Origin of the sequence: Veillonella seminalis (assembly GCF_003992065.1) — a bacterium.
GTDB lineage: Bacteria > Bacillota > Negativicutes > Veillonellales > Veillonellaceae > Veillonella_A > Veillonella_A seminalis.
The window spans coordinates 96084-120443 of record NZ_RQUZ01000001.1 but is presented as its reverse complement, the minus strand read 5'-3'; the positions used below and the strand labels follow the sequence as shown (position 1 = coordinate 120443).

Annotated in this window: 21 protein-coding genes; 1 reads left to right on the top strand and 20 read right to left on the bottom strand. The window is 42.0% G+C overall.

Going from position 1 to position 24360, the window contains the following annotated elements:
* Window positions 1-103: 103 nt before the first annotated feature.
* The 4 genes from EO126_RS00510 to EO126_RS00495 all read right to left on the bottom strand — a co-directional run bounded on the left by EO126_RS00510 (window position 104) and on the right by EO126_RS00495 (window position 5780).
* Window positions 104-3169: a YadA-like family protein gene (locus EO126_RS00510; RefSeq protein WP_127006947.1), complete on the bottom strand. Its 3066-nt coding sequence runs from the start codon at window positions 3167-3169 to the stop codon at window positions 104-106.
* A 428-nt stretch (window positions 3170-3597) separates the two neighbouring features.
* Window positions 3598-4413, bottom strand: coding sequence for a sulfite exporter TauE/SafE family protein (locus tag EO126_RS00505; RefSeq protein WP_006555370.1), 816 nt, complete (start codon window positions 4411-4413; stop codon window positions 3598-3600).
* A gap of 276 nt (window positions 4414-4689) precedes the next feature.
* Window positions 4690-5409, bottom strand: a complete 720-nt coding sequence (locus EO126_RS00500) for an LrgB family protein (RefSeq protein ID WP_127006945.1) — start codon at window positions 5407-5409, stop codon at window positions 4690-4692.
* Window positions 5403-5780, bottom strand: coding sequence for a CidA/LrgA family protein (locus EO126_RS00495; protein WP_006555368.1), 378 nt, complete (start codon window positions 5778-5780; stop codon window positions 5403-5405). The genes EO126_RS00500 and EO126_RS00495 overlap by 7 nt, the downstream gene beginning before the upstream one ends.
* Before the next feature lie 226 nt (window positions 5781-6006).
* Here EO126_RS00495 and EO126_RS00490 point away from each other — a divergent pair, with 226 nt between their 5' ends.
* Window positions 6007-6954 (top strand): LysR family transcriptional regulator, encoded by a 948-nt coding sequence (locus EO126_RS00490; protein ID WP_006555367.1) that lies wholly within the window; start codon window positions 6007-6009, stop codon window positions 6952-6954.
* Window positions 6955-7218: 264 nt separating this feature from the next.
* Here EO126_RS00490 and EO126_RS00485 read toward each other — a convergent pair whose 3' ends face one another.
* From EO126_RS00485 to ilvC, 16 genes are all read right to left on the bottom strand, one after another.
* A complete protein-coding gene (locus tag EO126_RS00485; protein ID WP_164726683.1) occupies window positions 7219-9027 on the bottom strand; it encodes a hypothetical protein in 1809 nt (602 codons plus the stop codon).
* Between the two features lie 65 nt (window positions 9028-9092).
* On the bottom strand, window positions 9093-10388 hold the full coding sequence (larAH10, locus tag EO126_RS00480) for an NPN-dependent 2-hydroxyacid racemase, LarAH10 family (RefSeq protein ID WP_127006941.1): 1296 nt from the start codon (window positions 10386-10388) through the stop codon (window positions 9093-9095).
* Window positions 10375-11571 carry a DNA polymerase IV gene (locus EO126_RS00475; RefSeq protein ID WP_127006939.1) on the bottom strand — a complete coding sequence of 399 codons (1197 nt, stop codon included), beginning with the start codon at window positions 11569-11571 and terminating at the stop codon, window positions 10375-10377. Before EO126_RS00475 ends, larAH10 begins: the two co-directional genes overlap by 14 nt.
* Window positions 11572-11588: 17 nt before the next feature.
* On the bottom strand, window positions 11589-11924 hold the full coding sequence (locus tag EO126_RS00470; RefSeq protein WP_006555363.1) for an ArsR/SmtB family transcription factor: 336 nt from the start codon (window positions 11922-11924) through the stop codon (window positions 11589-11591).
* Between the two features lie 645 nt (window positions 11925-12569).
* Window positions 12570-13133 (bottom strand): alkyl hydroperoxide reductase subunit C, encoded by a 564-nt coding sequence (gene ahpC, locus EO126_RS00465; RefSeq protein WP_127006937.1) that lies wholly within the window; start codon window positions 13131-13133, stop codon window positions 12570-12572.
* 243 nt (window positions 13134-13376) lie between these two features.
* Window positions 13377-14951: an ABC transporter permease/substrate-binding protein gene (locus EO126_RS00460; protein WP_240631427.1), complete on the bottom strand. Its 1575-nt coding sequence runs from the start codon at window positions 14949-14951 to the stop codon at window positions 13377-13379.
* Window positions 14952-16079 carry an ABC transporter ATP-binding protein gene (locus EO126_RS00455; RefSeq protein ID WP_127006935.1) on the bottom strand — a complete coding sequence of 376 codons (1128 nt, stop codon included), beginning with the start codon at window positions 16077-16079 and terminating at the stop codon, window positions 14952-14954.
* 239 nt (window positions 16080-16318) lie between these two features.
* Window positions 16319-16960, bottom strand: coding sequence for a GntR family transcriptional regulator (locus tag EO126_RS00450; protein ID WP_127006933.1), 642 nt, complete (start codon window positions 16958-16960; stop codon window positions 16319-16321).
* A 2-nt stretch (window positions 16961-16962) separates the two neighbouring features.
* Window positions 16963-18576: a CTP synthase gene (locus tag EO126_RS00445; RefSeq protein ID WP_006555358.1), complete on the bottom strand. Its 1614-nt coding sequence runs from the start codon at window positions 18574-18576 to the stop codon at window positions 16963-16965.
* 66 nt (window positions 18577-18642) lie between these two features.
* Window positions 18643-20307 carry an arginine--tRNA ligase gene (gene argS / locus EO126_RS00440; RefSeq protein WP_127006931.1) on the bottom strand — a complete coding sequence of 555 codons (1665 nt, stop codon included), beginning with the start codon at window positions 20305-20307 and terminating at the stop codon, window positions 18643-18645.
* Window positions 20273-20731, bottom strand: a complete 459-nt coding sequence (locus EO126_RS00435) for a YwiB family protein (RefSeq protein ID WP_127006929.1) — start codon at window positions 20729-20731, stop codon at window positions 20273-20275. The genes argS and EO126_RS00435 overlap by 35 nt, the downstream gene beginning before the upstream one ends.
* A 111-nt stretch (window positions 20732-20842) precedes the next feature.
* Entirely contained in the window at window positions 20843-21142 is a 300-nt protein-coding gene (locus EO126_RS00430; protein WP_127006927.1) for a GIY-YIG nuclease family protein, read from the bottom strand.
* A 94-nt stretch (window positions 21143-21236) separates the two neighbouring features.
* A complete protein-coding gene (locus EO126_RS00425) occupies window positions 21237-21902 on the bottom strand; it encodes a peptidylprolyl isomerase (protein ID WP_275938036.1) in 666 nt (221 codons plus the stop codon).
* Between the two features lie 158 nt (window positions 21903-22060).
* Complete coding sequence (locus EO126_RS00420) at window positions 22061-22834, bottom strand: HAD family hydrolase (protein WP_006555353.1); 774 nt, start codon at window positions 22832-22834, stop codon at window positions 22061-22063.
* Window positions 22835-22888: 54 nt separating this feature from the next.
* Window positions 22889-23131: a DUF1653 domain-containing protein gene (locus EO126_RS00415; RefSeq protein ID WP_006555352.1), complete on the bottom strand. Its 243-nt coding sequence runs from the start codon at window positions 23129-23131 to the stop codon at window positions 22889-22891.
* Between the two features lie 176 nt (window positions 23132-23307).
* Window positions 23308-24318 carry a ketol-acid reductoisomerase gene (ilvC, locus tag EO126_RS00410; RefSeq protein WP_127006925.1) on the bottom strand — a complete coding sequence of 337 codons (1011 nt, stop codon included), beginning with the start codon at window positions 24316-24318 and terminating at the stop codon, window positions 23308-23310.
* Between the last annotated feature and the right edge of the window lie 42 nt (window positions 24319-24360).

Below are 24360 nucleotides of genomic sequence, written 5' to 3'. Positions count from 1 at the left end.
CATCCCCTAAAAAAAAGCAATAAAACTAAAATCAAAAACGAAGTAATACAAAACGGGACTGCCCAGGTTATACCTTGGGTAGTCCCGTTTTGCTTTTGTTTTATTATTTATTAGCCAACTGACGCATGATTTCCTGTACTTGTGTACGTAATTCGGCGTTTTCCTGTGCCTGTTGTTGAACTTGAGTGCGTAATTCTTCAATCGTTGAATTCTGAGATTCTAATTTCTTAGACTGTTCAGATACAACTTCGGCTAAGGCAGATTTCGAGTAATTCGAATATTCGTTACTGCTACCGAATTTAACACTAACGCCTGCATTAAACATGTTTTCACCACCGCCCATGCTAGTACCAACGGAGAATAGCAAGTCATTCGTCGGACGATAGAACGCACCGAGAGCTACGGCATTAGCTGATTTGTAGTTACCGTAACCGGCGGCAAAGTCCCATTTAGCAGTCGGATCGTAATCTTGCGGATGTAAGGCTGCTAAAGCGGCCGCACCGGCACCGACACGATTAACGCGATTGTCCAATTTATTAACTTGACTGTTTAAGCTGGTTACATTATTGGTAATATTGCTTACTTCGTTGGAAATAGAAGTAATATTATTGGTGTTCTGAGTAATCTGAGTTGTATTGGCAGCTACCTGGCTATCTAAAGCAGTCAAGTTATCTGCCGCAGATTTAGACTGTTTAACATACGTGCCGTCTTTAGCTACGCGAGTTTCGTTGTAAACAGTGCCGCCGGTAACGATGCCTTTATTGCCGGATTCAACTTTACCGTCAGTATTCACTTTGATTTTGTAATTAGTTCCGCCAATATTATTCTTTTCTGTGCTGTCGATAATAATGGAAGTATCACCATCGGCATTGGCAATGGTATTTCTCGTATCGATAGCTGAGGCTATAGTAGATAAATTAACACTCCCTGAAATGATTTCTTTTCCATCGGAATTCTTAATTGACAGACCTAATTTATTGTCTTTAAAACTCAAAGCATCCGTACTTTCTTGTAAGCCTGTACCTACAGCATCCACAGCCGCTTTAAGCTGAGCTACGTTGACCGCATCAGTATCATTGGTACCGGCTGCTACATTAGTAATTTGGCGAGTTAAACTGGTTTCACTATCACCAACGGAAACAGCCGCCGCACCGGATTGCCAAGCAGATGTAATCTGAGTTTTTTCCGATACAGCTGCCGTATAGGCTTTATTGGCATCATTCATAGCTGTTTCGGACGTATTCATAGCGGCTCTCGCTTTATCATTTGCAGTCTTAGCGGCATCCATCTGCTCTTTAATTTTTTTACCTTGATCCGAATCATGGTCAATCTGGTTATACTCATGTACGGCTTGAACATAATCAGCATTCTTGGCCAGATAATCAGAAACCTTAGTTTCATAATCAGCTTTAGCTGTCGAAAGAGCGGATTCCAAATCAGGGATACTGTTATTTAGCTCAGCTAATCTATCCGCCTTACCGACATAGGCAACAATGGCCGCTTCACTTTCAAAAGCTTTGCCGCTAACCGGGTTATATCCAAAAGCCCCTTTATCAACAGATGCTACGGAATTACTACCGATAGCCACACCGCCATCATGCTGTACGTCCGTATTATAGCCGAGCATAACGGCATTACTGATATTTTCCGTATGTTCGCGTAACGGTTTTTGTACCTTTACCGCATAGTACAGCGTATCTCCTACCCAATATTTATCAGGGGTTGTGTGGTCATAACTTTGCGGAGTATATGTTTGTTCTTCATATCCCTCTTTCGTTCCCATCGTCCCCAAAATAACATTGTTACTACCACCGGTTAAAGTATGGTAATCACCAATAACAACATCTCTTGTAGCATCACTCAGCTTATTACCGGTCCCCATAACAGACACGTTATTCACATTGGTAGATTTATTTTGATAACCGGTAACCAGATTATAATCACTGACAGCCGCTTCGGTGCCGTTTAAAGTGTTGCCCGTCCCAAAGATGGCCGAGCGTCTTGCATAATCCGATACGTTGCCGTTCCCCATGGCAAATACGGACCCGCCGTTAAGTGCCGCAAAATCGCCCATTATTTCAGAAAGATGATCGGTATAGCCGAAATCATCAGGAGTGTGGAAATAGACTTCACCCCAACGACCTGAAAGGAACCCGCCTTCAATGCCCTCGTTTACATTACCATATGCATTTGTTATACGGTTTCCTGTACCGAAAGCCATGGAGGTCAGTGAGGAGTCAACCTTATTAAGCATCCCATAAGCACCAGTTGCTATCGAGCCCCCAGGCCCATTTTCACTTTGACTTTCGTAACTAAGTTTATTATCGATACCGTAAACAGAACCATAGATATTTGTATCTTTGATAGTTGAACGAACTCCCACCGCTGTACTTGTTAGCCCCAAATTCTGCGTTCTTTGACCTACTGCCGTACTACCATCACCTGCTATCGTATGATAGCCAACGACAACGACATTTCTATTACCTTCGCCGATAATCTTCTTTTCTTCAGGAGATAAAGAACCGATAATGACGGAATCCTTAATATTGTTTCCTTTTTGATTATCACCAATAATAATACCTGCAGATACTCCTCTAATTTCGTTGTTATTACCAATAACCGTTAAAGCATCCCATTCATTACGATACGTATCATTACCGGTAAGTACATTACCACGACCAATAGTTAAGTCGGAAATATTAGGTTCACGACCTTCAGGATGACCATAGTCAGTAACGGTGCCAACATCTCGACCGATTATTTTATTATTATCACCGATAACGTTTTGTTTACGACTACCTCGTACTTCATTGTTATTACCAAAAACACGAGTATCAACGCTGGCTTCATATCTTGTTCCACCCTGCCATAGGTAGCTCTTTGTTATCTTATTATCATTACCTACAATATTAACGCCATTGGTGTTTTCAACCGTATTGGTATCGCCAATAACATTGGCATCTTCACTGCCGGTTACAGAGTTTTCTGTCCCCACGACACGAGCTGTTTTATCATCAGTCACGGTATTTGTTGTACCCGTAGCGGTACCACTGTCTACAATGATATTATCCGCCGCAAAAACCTGTCCGCCTAATAATAAACTCAATAAGACTGCACTACTCAAAGAAGCCTTAACTACTCGATGACAACCGTGTTTCTTAGTTTCCATACTATACACCTCTCAAATCCTTATACTGCTAACACTTTTACAGCTCGATGAACTTGATTGATTCCCCTTTTAAATTCATCTATGCTTCACTTATGATTAAATGCTAACATTTTTACCATATCGGGTCAATATAGTCATTACTTCAGTTAATATCTTTACTTAATATAAAAATTGATATTATAGAAACTGTATAAAAAAACGCGGTAATAACACTTCATTATATCTATAAAGTTTTAGCAAACTCAAACTATAACCAAAGCATCAATAGTTATTAAATTTTTGCGATAATCTATTGATAAAATTTCAGTAAATTTCTTTTTAACAACAAAAAAAGAACCGCCCAAAGCAACTAACAACAATTGCCTTGTAACGGTTCAAAGATTCGAGGTCCTCAATATTTAATTAACATTCACTAAAATCAAAGCATCCTACCATAATTTTCCCGAAGAATGAATAAGTTGCAGCGCCAAGATGCCTACACCCACCGAGAATACCATTAGGATACTGGTTGCCTTCAATCGTTTAGCAATAGCCGCGCCAAGCTGTGCCCCGATAACAGCTCCGATACCGCAGGCAATGGCAATGTTCCACTGAATATGACCTAAGAAATAGTGAGTTGTCACACCCATAATCGTGGACAGGAACAAAATAAACTGACTGGTAGCTGTTGCTATATGAGTCGGGAAACCCAAGAGATATACGAGCGCCGCCACATGAATCAAACCGCCGCCGATACCGAACACACTGGAAATGAAACCAACCACCACACTGATTAAACAACCGATTGTCTTACTGTAGGTCAGTTCATGGAGCTGCAAAGATTCTTCCTTACGCTGCCCTTTAGTCCAGTTTTTATAACCGATAAACGTAGACATACAAAGTAAAAAGAGGCCGAACCAGAATTTCAGCATGGATACGTCAAAACCTTCTGAAGCCACAGCACCGAGATAAGAGCCCGGAATTGTCGCCAAGGTAAACCAAATCGCTGCGCTATACAGAATCTTCTTTTGCTTAATAAACGCGGTTGAAGCCGACATGGCATTAAACATAACGATAGTCAGTGATGTACCAACCACCATAGCCGGCGTCCAATCGGTAAAGGTATATAAGAATACCGGCACGAATACCAAACCACCGCCGGCACCTATGAGTGTCCCGAAAGCACCAACGCCAATGCCCAACACAATAAATTGCAATAACATGCCCACCGACATGCCTAAAATCAATCCTGTTGCCCCATCCATAGCTGACTCAACCTCATTTCTCTTTTTTCAAAACATACACTTCAAATACACTATACATTTGATTACATCTACATTTTAATTCAGTATATCGCAAAATAAACAGAAACGCCATCACTTCCTGGTTATAGCTGTTCGTGACTCAGCTATAAACCCGCAAATGATGGCGTTTTTGTTTACGTAAGTTTGTGTAAGTGTGTGTAAATACGTATATAGTTAACTGACTGGTCGTGCCAATCAAGGAACTACCTTTAAATAGGTATATTTAATTATTTTCAGCTATAATACGGCTGATACGGCTGTTACGATAGGCGCAATAACGGTCGTCATAATTCCCATAAAAATCATAGCCAAAGAGGCAATGGCGCCGGTTTTAGGTCCGTCTTCATACGCTTTGGCAGTGCCTGTACCATGAGCGGAAATGCCGTAAAGCATACCTTTTAACAAACGGTTATGAATGTGGGCACGTTTAATCATCATGGTCGTCATAATCATACCGATAAGACCTGTTGCAATTACAAGGATAGCCGTAATTGTAGGATCACCGCCCATTGTGTCGGAAGCGGCCAAAGCCAACGGCGTAGTTACGGAACGTGGTGCAATGCTGTGAACGAGTTCAGGGCTCAAACCGATGAGTTCAGCAAGTCCCATAGAACCCAAGAACGCAACGGAACACCCCATACCGATAACGACTACCAAAGGAATAAAATATTCTTTAACTACATTACGGAATTTATATAAAGGCACTGCAAAGGCCACGGTAGCCGGTTGCAACATCATGGTGATGTACTGACTGCCTTCCTGATATACCTGATACGGAATATTCATGGTTACGAGGAATAAACCGATAACTACCGGCACACCCAATAAAGGAGTGAAATAAAGCTTTTTGCCGGAACGTTCATATAATTTTTTGAAAAGAAAATACAAAACTACAGTGCCCACTAACGATTCGATGATATGAATACTAATCATCTGAAACGGTGAATAATTTACCATAATTTGTACCCCTTTCTACGTAATTTCATAACGCTCAAAGTAATAATCGTAACGGAAATGAGCAATGTTACAATACTCGTTACGATAACCCCCAACAACATAGCCCCCGTGCTGCCGAACAGTTGTGTATATTGAATAACCCCTATAGCGGACGGAATGAAGAATAACAACAATTCCCCAATTAAAACGGCCGCCCCTTGTTCCACCCAGTTAAGTTTGATAATCCCCGAGCAGAGCAACAAAAATAACAAAATCATGCCCACCAAAGTCCCCGGTAATGGCAGGTGCAACCATTCTTTCAGGTAGCCGCCCAACACTCCTATGAAGGCGAGCAATAGAATCTGACCTACTACAATCGCCACACGTTTCATTCCTTAATGCCTCCTACAAACCGACTAATTACCTATGACAAAATACTTTATGTTCATTCATTAAACGAATGTGATAATTATTGTTTAATCAAATAGGGATTTTTCGATATCCCCGTTGTCATGACTTATTGTATCTCATTTTTTCTTAAAAAAATAATATTTTTTCCCTATACGACCGTATTCTTTTTAGCTATAATAGATAGAGATTATATTGCAGGAGGATTATATGGATATTACCCATTTAAAATACTTTGTAGAAGTGGCTCGCCAGAAAAGTTTTACCAAAGCGGCCCAAACTTTACATGTAAGCCAACCGTCTTTAAGTAAAGCGGTACGCCTGTTGGAAGGGGAATGGAACAAGCAGTTATTCCGTCGCCGTGGGCATCGCATCGAGCTCACCAACGAAGCTTGTGCCGTATTACCGCAGATTGAAGCCTTAGTGAGGCAATTTGAAGTACTGGAGCATCAAATGCACCACACGAATGATACGGAATCGGGCGAATTAAGCCTCGGTATCCCGCCGATGATCGGCTCTTCCTTCTTATCACCGATTATCCGCGATTTCATGGCCGCTTATCCGCAGATTTCATTGAAAGTAAGTGAGCATGGTTCGCCGCAAATCGCTCAACTTGTTCAGGATAATCAGTTACAGGTAGGCTTCGTCACGCTACCGGTATCGGACTTCACCAATCCGGATACGCAAACCTATATTTTTAACCATCAGCCGCTATACTATGTAATGCAACCCGATTCACCGTTTGCCGATTACGAATCCGTTACGCTCCATGAAATTCGCAAGGAGCCTTTGGTATTTTTCCATCCGTCCTTTTCGTTATACGACATTATTCTGGGTCGTTTCCAGGAAATCGGCGTTGTGCCGCAAATCGTAGCACAAAGCAATAACTGGGACTTCATTACGGAACTCGTAAAAAGCGGCCTCGGCACGGCGATTTTACCGCAGACAATTTGCGAGCGTTTGAATCCGGATCAAATAGTGTCGATTCCGATTGAGCCGCGCATCAACTGGGTACTCGGTATGATTTGGAACGAACAGTCCATGATTGTGCCGGCTATTCGACTCTGGGTCAACTATTTCCGCTCCCATGTCGTGGAAGAACGTTTAGTTCATGGTGAGGATCCGGGACCCACCATTTTTGGCGATGCAAAAAAATAAAATCGTCGGGCAAAAATAATGGTACACACAAATAACCCCCTTACAGTAACTGCTGTAAGGGGGTATTTTAATTAGCGATGGAAACTCACACAATATATTATTGTAATAGTTTGGCCAATGCTCGTTGTCGTTTTTTGCATTTATCTTTTACCGGTCGGCAATGATTGCCGCACACTTGACAACGACCTTTGCTGTCGGTCAGCAAGGCTTTCTTTTCCGCCTTGGTCGTCTCGTGCAGATCCGGTAATTTCTTACCAAGGCGTTTTATTTTTTTGGATTTTTATCATCCGAATTGCTCTTAGCTTTTTGAAGGGCGTCTTCGATGAAATCTAAGACTTTAATCGCTGCACCGCGAGCACCTTCTTTTACATTATCAGCTACTTCAGAAATTTGATCGGCTACTTGACCGGCTACTTCTTTAGCACGTTCAGCCACTTCATCAGCCTTTTCAGCATCTTGATCTTTTAACTCACCGGCTTTATCGGCAAGTTCATCAACTTTATCGGCTGCCTGTTCTTTTAAGTCCTGGGCTTTATCCGCCAATTCATCCACTTTGTCGGATGCTTGCTCTTTCAATTCCTGAGCTTTATCAGCTGCTTGATCTTTTAACTCACCGGCTTTATCGGCAAGTTCATCAACTTTATCGGCTACTTGATCTTTCAAATCTTGGGCTTTGTCTGCCAATTCATCCACTTTATCGGATGCTTTATCTTTTATTTCTTCCGCTTTATCAGTTGCTTGGTCTTTTAATTCTTGTGCTTTATCAACAGCTTGGTCTTTCAACTCTTCAGCTTTGCCGGCTACTTCTTCGGCTTTATCAGAAACTTTTTCAACAACTTCTTCAGCTTTGCCATCAGTTGCTTGATTCAAACGATTGGTTAGTTCTTCTTGATTGCTCATTTCGTCTACCACCCTTTCTTTGACATCATTCACTTTTGACTGCACTGCTGTTGCTACACTGCCAGCTGCTTTGGAAATCTCTTTTGTTTTGTCAGCTGCGGTGTCTGCTACATCATCAGTCAACTCTTCCAAATTTTGATACCATTCTTCGCTGCGTTCTTGCACTCCTTTTTTGGCGTGTTTCGCTTTTTTCAATGCTTTTTTGGTTTCTTTTTCAGCCGCCTTAGCCGCTTTTTCAGCTTCCTTGGCGACTTTTTTAGCTTCTTTTTTGGCTGCTTTATGGGCTTTCTTAATAGACTTTTTAGCCTGTTTAGCAAGTTTTTTAAATTCTTTCCACTCCGTATGGAGCATCAAATCTTCAATCGTCATCGGTCCCTCTTTGCCATCCGGCAAATTTTGGCTCAACATATCCAAAATGTCTTGCAAAAAGATTTCTGATGCCGGGAACACTGTATTCGTATCATCGTCATTATCATCTTCTTCTGCAGTTGCCGCCGAATTGGCTGTTACCACCTCCGAATTCAATACAGCATTTGTTCCTGCCAATAAATTATCATCCGCATCGGCGCCCTGTGTTAAGTTCGCCCACGGAATATCTCTATCAGTAATGGCATCAGCTGCCACTGCCTGCGTTTTAGCCACCATCGGTTCAGCTACCAATGTACCCTCTTGACGCAGTACTACCGAACCATCTTGGCGATTAGCCACAGCCCCCTCTTGACGGCTCACTACCGAACCGTCCCGACGAGCTACTACGGTGCCGTCCTGGCGTGCCGCCACCGCACCGCTTTGGCGTAATGCTACAGGTCGATCTGACACATCCACATCCGCCAAATCAACTTCATCTATATTCATTTCTTCACTGGTTAATTCTTCGCCTTGAGTATCAAATTCATCTTCCAAGGAATCGTATACATGAAGCTGTTCCAACAAATCCTGCGTCTCATCGATTTCCTGCCATAAACTGTCCAATAACGCTGTATAGAATAAGCGCGCTTTCACTTCTTCATAGGCCTGACGTGTAATATGAAGTTCTTCATACGTTAAGTCTTCCGTGCTATCCAGCTCTTCAATCAATTGCTGAATATGACAATCCTCAGCATACTTATTCTGTAACGAACGACGAACCGATTCAATAACAGACTTACCAATGATGCCATGACGATTATGCATACTTCCAGCTCCCATCTTCCAATACCTTTGGTATTAATACTTAAGCTAAAAACAGTAAAACAGCATTATTTATTTACTAACGGCACCGTATTGCTGGCTAAAGGCATAACGGTGACGGAATAGTCATCACGCCCCAGTAATTTACCGGCAAGTTCCAAAGCTTCATCAATCGATGTTACCACATCAATGCCGACACGGTCACAGATTGCTTTATTTTCCGGCTTAGTCACCAAGATATGACGATATTTCTGAAAATCTTCGCCTAAATGGAAGGCAATAAAGCCCGGTACGGTAAAGCCGTTACGCAATTTAATTTCGCGTTCCTGCAAATCACGTGTATCAAACCAACCGAGGAATTCTTCCGGTTCGTGAATATCCGGCAATTCCATGAGAAGGATTACAACCCCACCCGTTTTACATGCCAACACGGCATTAACCTGTGTCTTAACACCTTGATACAAGTTGATATCTTTCGGATAACCGCCGGCCGAAGCGATAACACAGTCAGCTAAGCCTTCAATCGGTACACCGTAGATTTTTTCAACCAGCTTAGTCCCTTCGAGCCAAGCATCTTCCCAATGTCCGGCCACGAGTTTGGCAACCTTACCTTCCGTATTGGCTACGGAGTTAATTAAAAAGTCTGCTTCAACCGCACGGCCATGTTGCATTTGGTCATCATGCATAATATTGTTCGTAATATTACCGCTCACGATTTCAGGTTTAGTACCGCCGCCGATTTCATCGGACAAACAAAGATTATGGTTTTTCTGAATCGTCCGATATGATGAAATGCCCGGTAAAATAGCTTTACGACCACCGCCGAAACCGGCAATCAGATGGTATACAATACCGCCGGTTAAAATGAGGCGATCCGCATCCAATGCGAGCTCATTCACTTCGATTGGCACACCGTGCGAAGTTTCGCCGATATGACGGAAATGATTGTCCGGATTAATACCGCTGCTGTGCTCAATGCGAACGCGATTTACTACTTCATCGCCGAATTCAGCGCGTGATTCCACTTCACTCTGTAAGCGATGTGCTCCATAGGCGATTAAGAGAAAAATATTTTTATCCGGTACCCCGGCTTCATTCAAATAGTTAAGCAAAGTCGGCAAATAGGCATCGTAACGAATCCACGCACGAGTAATATCGGATACAACGATACATACCGTTTCATCATGCTGCACTATATCTCTTAAAGGTGCTGTGCCTGTCGGATTATCCAATACTTCAAGAAGAGCCGCCGGAATATCTTCAATAGCCGGATATTCAGCGCCTTCTACCACATTCAATACTTCCTGAGTCGGTAAATCAAACTCTACTTCACCGTTGCCATACTTTAATTTAAAATGTTTCATCTTGATTCTCTTCCTCTCTCTTTTGCCCGGCAGCTCTTTCCCAAAGAGCCCCTTTCATAACAATTCCTTCGCCGAATTTAGCCTCCAAGTCATCTACGGTCTTTGCCAATTCATCTTGCGACACCTCGTTCTCAAATAAAGATATCTGCCCCCAGTCACCGGCAAAATCACTGACCGTAAGCCCCAAAAGGCGTATCGGTTTATCAATGTTTAGTTTATTATACAACAACAATCCTATACGGTATAGTGTTTCTTCGTTGTCCGTAGGCATATCTAAGCGTTTTTGCCGACTTATGGTCTTAAAATCGTTGAACCGTACCTTAATAGCTACGGTATGCCCCTTCAAGCCTTGCCGGCGTAACCGTTTCGCTACTTTATGGGCAAAATAGTGCCATTCCCGGTCAATCACAACCTCATCGGTCAAATCAGTTTCGTAGGTCAGTTCATTACCGATAGAATGAATCATGCGCTCATATTCAACTGGGCGTTCATCGATTCCCCGTGCCAAATCATAGAGCCGTTTAGCTTGATTCCCGGCCACCGGGTGCAGTTTTGATTCATCCGGTAAGGCCGCAATTTGACCTATTTTATAAAAACCCGCTTCGTTAAGACGTTTTTCCGTCTGTCGCCCTACCCCCCACAAGCGTTTAACCGGCAAGTTAGCAATGAACCGTGCTTCCTGTCCGTACGGAATCACCACCAAGCCATCGGGCTTCTTAATATCCGAAGCCAATTTTGCCAAATACTTATTCGGTGCGAGTCCCACAGACGCCACCAGGCCGGTTGCCTCTAATATATCCACTTTAATCGCCTTACCGACCGCATAGGGGCCCGCAAAGCGATTATGAAGGCCCGTTACATCTAAAAAGGCCTCATCCAGCGACAAGGGCTCAATATATGGCGTATACCGTTCCATGATGGCATGAACCTGTTCCGAAATTGCATGATATACTTCAAATCGAGGTCTCAAATAAATACCGTCTGGGCAGAGTTGCCGCGCCTTCGCCATACTCATAGCCGAGTGAACGCCCAGTTTGCGAGCTTCATACGACGCCGTTGCTACCACGCCACGCGAAGAAAGGCCACCAACGATTACCGGGCGGCCTCTATACTCGGGATTATCACGTTGCTCCACCGATGCATAAAAAGCATCCATATCCACATGCATAATCCAACGTCTCATCTTAACTCCTACGATTCTTATTCAGGTTTGTCCTCTAAACGACAATACTTAATCTGAGCACAGATACATTCATCTTTGGTTTTGTACAAGTCAGGTAAAATCTTAACCAACTCGTCAAAAGTTTCTTCGTTGATTGAGTAGCGTGTCCATAACCCGTTACGCTGCGAGTTAACAACACCGGCATCAATCAAAATCTTCATGTGATAGCTCAATGTAGATTGCGATAAATTGAAGCTTGCCAAAATGTCACAAGCGCACAATTCATTACACGACAACATGTCGATAATATGCAATCTCGTCTCATCACTCAATGCTTTAAAAATACTTGCCAATCTTTCATATGATACTTCCATGCCCAATACTCCTTTTTTAACCTTAGCTAATGCCCTTTCGCCTTATTCTATGTATATATTATATACTATATCGGTCGATAAATCTAATAATTTCAATATTTCAAGTTTTTTCTGAATCCATGAAAAAAAGTGCTAAGTTACAAACACCTATTCGACAAAGGTTTACACGCTTTGTTAATTAATAATTATTAATTATTTTGAATAAGTTCGAGCACAAAAGTCAATCAATTTTACTGTGTTTTTGCCTTATTTTAGTCTGCTAAAGCTTGACAAAAACCACTTTGCAAGAATATACAAAAGTAACCTTTCATTATACATCCTTAATAATTATCTTGAATTCTACTTTAACGAAAACAAACTCGGTAAAACTTATTGACCAATGTTGAATATCGTCCTCAAAAAAACGAATAAATAGCCAATTCGAAGCAAAAAAGATTATATACAAATCATAAAATATTCACAAAATATTCATAAATAAACAATTTCACGCAAACAAAAAAATCAGCGGCCGAGACTCGCTCGTGCCGCCGATTTCAAGAAAAGGGATCTCCTAAATATGTCAATGAACAGCCTAATGTAGGGAGGGACTTGCTGTTCATTTATTAGCAGGTTAAAACAAGGATTATCTTATAAATCTTATAAATCTTATAATTTGCCTACAAGATCAAGACCCGGTTTTAAAGTGTCAGCTCCCGGTTTCCACTTAGCAGGGCATACCTGATCACCGTTTTTAGCAACGAATTGAGCTGCCTGAACTTTGCGAACCAATTCATCGGCAGAACGACCGATACCCATGTTGTGGATTTCAGCAGTTTCTACTTTGCCTTCCGGATTTACTACGAAAGAACCGCGGTAAGCACGACCTTCTTCTTCGGAGAAAGTTTCGAAGAAATCAGCCAATTCATGCTTCTGGTCAGCCAACATAGTATACTGAATTTTAGCGATGTTAGGGGATGCATCAGCCCATGCTTTATGTACAAATTCAGAGTCAACGGATACGGAGAATACTTCTACGCCCATTTCCTGTAATTCTGCATAGTGGGACTGCAAATCTTCCAATTCTGTAGGGCATACAAATGTGAAATCGGCCGGATAGAATACGAATACGCTCCATTTACCGACTACATCTGCTTTAGTTACTGTTACTACTTCCGGATTACGGAAACCCTGTAAGGAAAAATCAGGTAATTCTTTGCCGATAATTGCCATTTGTGAGTCACTCCTTGTGTCTTTTATAAATACTATACTATTCTTAAAAACCATCACATCATGGAGAGGATCATTTGATAATTGATCGCCTCTAATTGATAGTTATTAATAACGGATAATCTATATTGATTATGTATTTATTATACACCACGGAACGAAAAAATCAATATGAAATCGAGTTTCAATTATGCGATTTATGAAAAAAGGCGATACAATTTTGCATCTTAGATTTTACGCACTCGTTTATTTTACCAAGCCTTTAGCAACTAAATAGTCATGCGCTACTTCTTTAGGGCTCTTATGTTCCACATCGACTTGATAATTTAACTCACGCATTGTATCTGTATCTAAATTTGCCATCATGCGATTAATAACATCCTGCAATTCAGGGTGATCTTCTAATGTTTTTTGACGAACTAACGGCACACCGTAATATGGCGGAAAGAAACCTTTATCATCTGAAAGAATAGTTAAATTATATTTCTTCAACAGCCCATCCGTAGAAAAGGCATCAACTACCTGTACATCACCGCTTGCCAATGCTACATAGCGAGTTGCCCCGTCAATACCTTTAGCATCTTTAAAGTTAAAACCATACGCTTTTTGAACGCCTCTTAAACCATCTTGGCGATTCAAAAATTCAAGTGTAGTACCTGCCTTTAAGGATGAAGCAACTTGGCTTAAATCCCTCATTGTATGCAAATTATAGGTCTGTGCCACAGCCGGATCTACCGCTAACGTATAGGTATTACTGAACGGTGCCGCCGCTAATAAAGCAACATCATATTTCTCTGCCAATTCCTGTTTTGTTTTATCGTATACTTCTTGCTCATCACTTACCGGTTCATGTTTTAAAATATCTACATACGCCGTGCCGGTATAATCAATATAGGCATCCAGGTCACCTTTTCCCATTGCACTAAACAGCACTTGCGTACCGCCGGCACCTAAATGATTTTCTACTTTAATATTTGTATTCTTTTCAATCATTTCAGCCAGCATATTACCCAGTATTAATTGTTCAGTATATTGTTTACTCCCAATGCGAATCGTATTAGGGTCTCTGACCAAATTGGCATATACATTCTGGCCAAACATAAGAATCAGCAAAGCAGCTACAATACCGACACTCCATTTTTGACGGCGTCGTTTAGCCTTAAGTGTAGAGCGAGTTTTTAGCAACTCAGGTTGTAAACTGACCGGTGTTACCAACGACTCTACTTGAGAGAGCACCCAATCAATAACTAACGCCAATATACATGCAGGAATGGCACCGGCCAAAATCATACCGTTATTAACGGAGCTGATACCGCTAAAAACCAGAAATCCCAAACCGCCGGCTCCGATAAATGCGGCAATTGTCATAAGCCCTACGGCTGTAACAGCCGAAATTCGCACACCTGCCATTAACATCGGTAAAGTTAACGGCAACTGCACCTTCCACAATATTTGTTGACGAGTTAAGCCAATCCCGCGAGCCGCCTCAATGGTGCCCGGTGAAATTTGACTAATACCGATATAGGTATTTTTAACAATCGGCAAAAGGGAATATAAAAATACTACAATTACCGATGGCAAGGTGCCAATCCCAAGAAGCGGAATGGCAAACCCCAGTAAAGCCATGCTGGGAACGGCTTGAATTAAATTAGTTGCTCCCATGACCGGCTTATTTAGCGGCTTTACGTAGCTGATTAAAATCCCCAACGGCAAACCGACTATAATAGCTAAACCCACCGCAATAGCGGTTAGCTGAATATGCTCCAACAAAAGACGCATAATCTGATCTATATTTTCAAACATATAACTAAATATACCCAATTATATTACCTCCGCATCATCGACATACTGACTTCCCAGTGTGGTAATCAAACTACTTTGTGTAATGACCCCGGCCAGGCGTTCAGAATCGTCCAAAACAATCATGTACGGACGATGCAAGGTCTGAATTGTTTCTACCACATCTAATAATGAATCCCCCACATGAGCCAACTTCTTCGGCTGTGCCATGATTTCACTAACCGGCCCTTGTAAGCTTGCCTGTTCACGAATCATGCGGGCATTAATTAAGCCTCTGAAACGGCGAGTGCCACGCTCAACTATAATAAGAAAATCCTGAGGAATATCTTTGATTTTTTTCATACAACGGAATAAACTGTCACTCGGATAGGCAATATTGGTTGCATCAATCATAATATCTTCCGCTTTGATGAACTCCGGTGAATTCCAAATACGGTTTTTACCAATGAAACTTTCCACATATTCCGTAGCCGGATTTCTTAAAATTTGTTCCGGTGTATCATATTGTTCTACATGACCTTCACGCATCAAACATATACGATCCGAAATTTTAATAGCTTCATCCATATCATGCGTTACAAAAACAATGGTTTTCTTTAATGTTTCTTGTAAACTGTGCAGCTCATCTTGTAAGGACACGCGCGTAATGGGATCAATCGCGGAGAAAGGTTCATCCATCAAAATAACATCCGGGTCTACAATAAGTGCCCGCGCCACACCAACACGTTGTTGCTGACCACCGGATAATTCAATGGGATACCGTTCCAGTAAATCTCGCGATAAATCAACCAAATCCATCATTTCATTGATTTTCTCACTCCGACCTTCTTGCGGCATATTATGAAGGTCCATGACTAATTCCAGATTTTTACGAATTGTCATATGCGGGAATAAGCCCGTTTGCTGGATGACGTAGCCAATCTTACGGCGCAACGCTACCGGTTCCATATCATGAATATTTTCACCGTTAACATAAATATCGCCGCCTGTAATCGGAATCAAGCGATTAATCATTTTAAGCAATGTGGATTTACCACATCCACTACCGCCGATGAGTGAAACAATTTCACCATCAGGAATAGTCAAACTAATATCATGTAATACTTCTTTTTTTCCATATCTTTTCTTTACGTTTTTTATTTCTATCATGCAATACCTCCCTAAAGTAACAACTTAATTATAACATTAGGTTGTTACTTTAGTCAAATATCGACTTTTATAAATATAGAATACTATACATTACTTTGTTTCATAATAGCCCATATAATACAAAAAAGCACCCGACTCATGTCAGGCGCTTATTGCGTTATATTGTAAATAAAATTATTAAATTATATGGTCAACCTTTAGTCAACCTTAAAGCATTACCGATTATCTGGTACAGGCTGTTAAGCCTCGTTTTCATCGGTATTGTACAAAAATCGTTCCAATCGTAACCAACTGTCAGCAGGACCAATAAAATATATTTCTTCGCCCGCTGTAAATGTAGCATATGGCCCCGGCGATATGATCATAGTGTTATCTTGATTTTCAATCGCCACAATTGTAACACCGGCATGCTGCCATAACTGAATCGATCCTATTGACTGCCCTAAATAACGGCAATCCTCTGTAATGGACATCTTCATAGGTTGCAAGGGATTTTTATATTGGTAATGACCGACAGAATCAGTTAATTTTTTAATCGTCTCTTTTAACACCTGCAGGGATTTTGTTTGATTCTCAATCTGCTGTGTTAGCTCTTGCCGCAAAGAGTCCACCGAATCAAAGTCGTTAAATTGTATTCGGAATTGTTCAGCTTTCTCTTTGGATAAAACTGTACAGCCACTCCCTTTAGTTACTTCTACAATGCCTAAATCTGCCAATAAAGCAATGGCTCGTCGAGAAGTTTCAGGAGATACACCGTAGTGAACGGATAAGGTGGAACGAGCAAAAATACGCTCACCTTCCTTATAACCGCCGGATACTATCTTGCCGGCCACATCGGCTGCAATTTGTTGATAACGAGCTGTACGTACAGTTTTACTCACTATTACATTCCTTTAATTTTTAAAATAGCATCCACAAAGCCTTTGAATAAAGGATGTGCCTTAGTAGGACGGGATTTCAATTCCGGATGGAACTGAACACCTACAAACCAAGGATGATCTTTGAGTTCCACACATTCAACCAAACGGTTGTCAGGAGATGTACCGCTGATTACAAGACCTTTATCAGTCAATTCCTGACGGAACGCATTGTTGAATTCATAACGGTGACGATGACGTTCATAAATCAAGTCTTCACCATAAGCTTCGCGTACTTTCGTACCTTCTACTGTCTTACATGGGTAGATACCAAGACGCATTGTGCCGCCTTTTTGGTCTACATCTACCTGATCCGGCATTAAGTCGATAACCGGATTCATGCAATCTTCGTCAAATTCGGTGGAGTTTGCTGCTTCAAGACCGGCTACGTTACGGGCAAATTCCATAACGGCGGATTGCATGCCAAGGCACAAGCCGAGGTACGGAACTTTATTTTCACGAGCATATTGAATAGTACGAATCTTACCTTCAACACCACGATAACCGAAGCCGCCCGGTACTACGATACCATCTACATCTTCATATAATTTAGCGATATTGCACGCATTTTCTTCGAGCTCTTCCGCATCAATCCATTTAATATTAACCTTCGTATCGGTTGCAATAGCTGCATGAGTCAATGCTTCAGCCACGCTGAGGTACGCATCATGAAGGGCTACGTATTTACCAACTAAAGCTACCGTGATTTCTTTGGTAGGATGGAGAATTTTATCTACCATTTCCTTCCAAGCCACCATATCGGCCGGTTTATCAGGTAATTGTAATTTCTTAACAACGATATCGTCGAGGCCTTCTTCCTGCATCATCAAAGGCACTTCATAAATTGTGTTGCAAGTACGGTTTTCAATAACGGCATCCGGATCAATATCACAGAATAATGCCAATTTGTCTTTCATTTCATCAGAAATGTGTTTTTCCGTACGGCAAACGATGATATCAGGTTGAATACCGATACTGCGTAATTCTTTAACGCTGTGCTGGGTCGGTTTGGTTTTTAATTCGCCCGCCGCACTGATATACGGTACCAAAGTTACGTGGATGTAGAGCACATCGTTACGGCCTACTTCTTTTTTAACTTGGCGAATGGCTTCGAGGAACGGTAAGCTTTCAATATCGCCTACGGTACCGCCGATTTCCGTAATTACAACATCGGCATTGTCTTCTTTGCCGACACGGTACACGTTTTGTTTAATTTCATTAGTGATATGAGGGATAACCTGTACGGTACCGCCTAAATAATCACCTTTACGTTCTTTATTAATAACGGACCAATATACTTTACCGGCCGTTACATTGGAGCGTTTACCGAGGTTGATGTCGATAAAACGTTCATAGTGACCAAGGTCAAGGTCTGTTTCAGCACCGTCATCGGTAACAAACACTTCACCGTGTTGGTACGGACTCATTGTACCCGGGTCAATATTGATATATGGGTCAAATTTCTGAATAGTTACATTCAAACCGCGATTCTTAAGCAAACGGCCCAAGGACGCAGCGGTAATGCCTTTACCTAACGACGAAACAACCCCACCTGTTACGAAAATATACTTTGTTGCCATGATTCCTCCCAAAGCTCTGAATGTATCTACACACTATCGCAATTCCACGACAGTCTTTAAAAACGCTTACATTTTTTCCGGTGCGGAAATACCTAAAATACTAAGGCCGTTACGCAATACATCGGCGATTGCCGTAATGAGACCCAAACGAGCCTGTTGCAAGTCGCTGTCTACGCCCATAATACGACCTTGTTTATAGAACGAATGGAACAAACCGGCCAAGTCGTATAAGTAACGAGCAATACGATGTGGCGCACGATGTTCGGCCGCCTGACGAATTTCTTCAGGGTAAGCGCCCAATTTTTTAATAATATCGAGTTCCAATTCACTCGTTAAGGTATCAAATTTAACATTGGCCCAATCGCCATAGGCGATGCCCGCTTCTTTCACCTGATTGAAGATGCTGTGAATACGTGCATGGGCATATTGGATGTAATATACCGGGTTGTCATTGCTCTTTGAGGCTGCCAAGTTAATATCAAAATCCAACTGGCTGTCCAAGGAACGCATGAGGAAGAAGTAACGAGCTGCATCAACGCCTACTTCTTCAATCAATTCATCTAAAGTAACGGATTGACCGGTACGTTTCGACATTTTAACAAGTTCGCCGTCACGATATAAGGCCACCATTTGTAATAACAAGATTTCCAAGCGATCCGGATTATATCCGAGAGCTTGCATGGACGCTTTAACACGTGTCACATAACCGTGATGATCGGCACCCCAGATGTTAATCATCTTTTTAAAACCGCGTTCAAATTTATTGCGATGGTATGCAATGTCCGATGCCAAGTAAGTAGGTTCACCGTTTTCACGAATAACTACGCGGTCTTTATCATCGCCGTAACGGGTAGATGCAAACCATAAAGCGCCGTCTTTTTCATACACATCACCGGTGTCTTTCAAAAACTGAATTGCTTTCGTTACTTCACCGCTTCTATGCAAGGAACGTTCACTGAACCAATGATCGAAGTCTACATTGAAATTGCGAAGGCTTACACGCAAGGCGTTAAGTTTTTCGGTCAAACCGAATTCTTTGAAGAACGGCAAGCGTTCTTCTTCACTCAACACAGCAAAGAAATCGCCGCGCCAGTTGATGATGCTTTGGGCTGTTTCCACAATGTCTTGACCGTGATAGCCGTTTTCAGGAAATTCACTCTTCATATCGAGGAGCTCCATGTAACGGGCATCAATAGATTTAGCCAAGTTATCAATCTGATTACCGGCGTCATTGATGTAGTATTCCGATTCTACTTTGTAGCCCGCAGCACGCAATAAATTAACAAGCGCACTGCCATAAGCCGCACCGCGACCGTGACCTACATGAAGCGGGCCCGTCGGATTGGCACTGACATATTCAACCTGAATCGTATCGTCTTCACGAACCGGTTGCGTACCGTAGCAAACACCCTGTTCCAATACAGTTTTCAATGTATCATATACCATATCGTTTTTTACAAAGAAATTGATAAATCCGGCACCGGCTTTTTCCGCCTTCTCAAGCCAATCATAATCCATGTTGGCAATGATGATATCGGCAATAGCCGCCGGACTCATGTGCGCTACGCGCGCCGATTGCATGGCAATATTGGTGGAAAAATCACCGAATTCTTTCTGTGGCGGTACTTCTAAAACAACTTCAGGGTACGCCCCTTCCGGTAATTTGCCGTCAGCCAATGCCTTTGCTACTGCCGCCTCAATTCCTTGCTTGAGCTTGTCCTTTAGTTCCATACTCTAAATCCTCCTGTAATACGATATCCAACTGATTGTAATATTGCCATTCGCCACTAACCGAAATGTCGTAGCCTAAATGTATTTTACCGATTCCATCCTGCAAAGCGGACTCCAATTCATGTGTTTTAAACGCCATATGAAGCTCCCCGAATGGTGTTTCATACACCGTCTGTCGGGTCTCGCCCAACACGTATTCATGTCTCATGGATACTTTACCGTTACGAATTAATACGATTGAACGGGGTTTCAACTTAATTGTTGTGTGTGACCCTTCCATACCGGATAATTCAGTTTCATTATACATAATATATTTTGTATCGTTTTTTTCATGATATTCGCCGGGAGAAACCATTTCAATGACCGTATCTTGCCCGTCAGCATCACGTTGAATACTCTTTACGCCAACTAAAACGCGTTTCATCGAAGTCCTCCTTTCTCGTTTTTTATATTAATTTGTTATCAAAAATTTTATTAAACTATACATCAGTTAATTATACCATAGAAACAGCTGAATTTTAAGAAAATTCTTTGCTTAAACGCCTTGAAGAATGTCGTCAATCAGCGTAGGATTTGCCTTGGCAAAAGCCGCTACAAGAGCCCTTTTTTGCTCTCGCGGCATGCGCTTTACCTGGTATTCCATGGACTGCGCATCCTGCTTACGGTCAAAGGCCGTAAACCACACCAAACTCACCGGTCGACGAGTTCTGGTGTATTTGGCACCGCCCGGGATCTCACCGTTATGAGCCGCCACGCGTTGTTTCAAATCAACCGTCCAACCGGTGTATAAAGACCCATCCGCACATTCTACCATGTATGTGTAAAATTGACTCATAACTGCCTCCCCTCATACAGCTGATTGTACAAGCTTCACAATCAACTTTTATATTCTTATCAAATTTATATCCGACCGTTAACCGGCCGATAACTTACTTGCTGCCGCCTTGCGTATCCGTAATCGGCTCTAAGGTAATAGATTTAATTACAACCGGAGTCAGCGGTTTATCGTTTTTATCCGTACCCACCTTACCGATTTTGGCTACTACATCCATACCCTGCGTAACAACACCAAAGATGGTATGTTTATTATCGAGCCAAGGCGTAGGTCCCAAAGTAATAAAGAACTGTGCCCCGCCGGTGTTCGGACCGCGATTTGCCATAGCCAAAAGACCCATTTTATTAAAATGTAAGTCATTGACAAATTCATCAGGAATCGTATATCCCGGGCCACCTTTACCATCATCGCCGCCTTGAATCATAAAACCGTCGATAACGCGATGGAATGTTAAATCATTATAATAGCCTTGTTTTACCAAGTAATCAAAGTTTTTAACTGTAATCGGTGTTTTAGTACCATATAAACGAACTTTAAAGGTTCCTTCCGTAGTATTAAAAACCGCGTAGTGATCTTTAACCGGCGTGTTATCAAGCGTCGGTGCTTGTAAGGTACCGGTTTGACTATTGTTTTGTGCTGCATTTTGATCGGCCGAGCTGCCCGCTACCGTACCGCAAGCGGCTGTTACGAGCATGGTCATCCCCAATAAACCGACCGAGCACAAACGTCGCCAATTTGTATAAATATGCGTCATCTTCATCTGTACCTCCAATATATGAAAAACCGCTCACAAACAATATGAGCGGTACTTTTGACATTTCATTATAGCATAGAGTATTTAATTAGGCTAGAGGTAATTTTAAATTTTTCGGTTTCATTCGTAAAGGGCGGTCGTATGGACTTTAACGGACCATCAACTTAAATCCAGCCGAAATTTTTACAAGCTTCGTAAATGCCGTCTTTTTTACAGTCGGAAGTAATATAATCAGCCGCCACTTTAAGTTCTTCACGGGCATTTCCCATGGCGATATTGAGCCAATCCGGACTAAACATGGATAAGTCATTGTACCCGTCGCCGAATACAACCACATCGGCCGGTTCCACACCGTAATGAGCAATCATACGACGCACGCCTTCCCCTTTAACCATGGGCTCAAACAAAATACAGTCATTGCCGTAGCGAATGATGTCATTCGACATATGAACTACACCGGTGGCAGCTTCTTGTTCCGGTGTCATGTAGGCATAAATTTTATAGAAATGCTCCACCTGACGGTAGTCAAAATTCGGATCATATTTGGTCGTACAAACATCCCAAACAGGATGCCAGCTAAGCACGTCTTCATATGGCGTAACACGGACCAATTCATTTACATCCGTCACAGCCCAGTGGAGCCCCAATCTGTCTAACTGAGCCAAATAGTTCAGACAGGCTTCGCGATTCAAACCTTCCATAAAAAGAATTTCATCATTAATAGTTACACTTTTACCGCCATCCGCGACAAAATCATGAACATTAGCCATATCGGCAAAGCGTTTTGCATCTATTTGTAAACGCCCCGTAGCCAAAGCTACCCGGTGTCCGTTTGCCTTTAAAGTATCCAAAGTTGTTTGTGCACTATCGGGAATAATGCCGTCCGGCCAAACTGCCAACGTGTTATCAATGTCAAAAAAGAAGAATTTCTTTTTCATCAATGCCTCCCATCACATTAATATTTTCATATAATTATACAGCTAAATGTGTTTTTATGCTTTGTCACGGCCCGACATAAGTTTAAAACGTTCTTTCTGTTTTACATCGGGATATTTTTCATGATCTACCGGACTCGCAAACATCGACAATGGACGAATATACGTCTTGCGTTCACCATATAACTGCTGATACACAACGAAAGGTTCACCCGTTTCCGAATGAATGGCGATGTCTTTTACGTAATAATACATGCCTTTGAAATGGCGGTACAAGCCACCTACTACGATTTCGTGCATACGACCTCCCATAAGTTGTGATTAAGAATTAAACTCATTGTTTCGCTTTTTTTATTGTAACATAAGAGGGCAAAAATAAATACTTTTTATAACAAAAAAGCAATTTGCGTTCCAAACGAAACGGGACGCAAATCGCTTTCATAGGATTTTATATGCTCTAAAGGAGTAATAAATTCTTATTTCTTAATCCAACTCATCAAGCCGCGAAGTTCGGCCCCTACTTTTTCGGATTCATGGTTAGCCGCTTTTTCACGACGAGCATAGAGTTTTTTGAAGCCGTCGTTGTAGTCCGCCAAGAATTCATCCGCAAAAGCGCCGGATTGAATATCTTTCAAAATTTGCTCCATGGTCTTACGCGTTTCAGCGGTAATCAACTTGGTGCCGGTTGCATAGTCGCCATATTCAGCCGTATTGGAAATAGAGTTACGCATTGTATGAAAACCGCCTTCATAGATAAGATCTACGATAAGTTTCATTTCGTGAACGCATTCGAAGTACGCATTTACCGGATGATAACCAGCTTTCGTCAAGGTTTCAAAACCTGCCTGCATCAATTCGCAGATACCGCCGCAAAGAACGGCTTGTTCACCGAACAAATCGGTTTCGGTTTCTTCACGGAAAGTCGTTCCCAAGATACCGGCACGTCCGGCACCGATACCGGCTGCCCAAGCCAACGCCAATTCTTTCGTATCACCGGACGGATCTTTTTCTACCGCATAAAGACTTGGTACACCGCTGCCTTCTTGGAAAGTACGACGAACGAGGTGGCCCGGTCCTTTAGGCGCTACCATGAATACATTCGCATCAGCCGGTGGCACAATTTTTTTGAAGTGAACATTAAAACCGTGAGCAAAACCGAGATAAACGCTTTTTTTAAGATTCGGTTCGATGTCTTTTTTATACGTTTCCGCCTGCAATTCATCAGGGATAAGTACCATAACAACATCCGCATCTTTAACCGCATCAGCCGTTACTTTAACCGGTAATCCGTCTTTTTCGACTACCTGCCATGATTTAGAGCCTTCACGAAGACCAACGGTAACATCCATGCCGTTTTCTTTCAAATTAAGCGCATGAGCATGACCTTGTGAACCGTACCCCAACACGGTCACTTTTTTACCCTTTAACGCATTCAAATTGCAATCTTCATCATAATAAACTGTTGCTCCATAGATTGTTCCTGCCATAATAATTCCTCTCTCTCCGCCGGCTCCCCGGCTAACCTAATC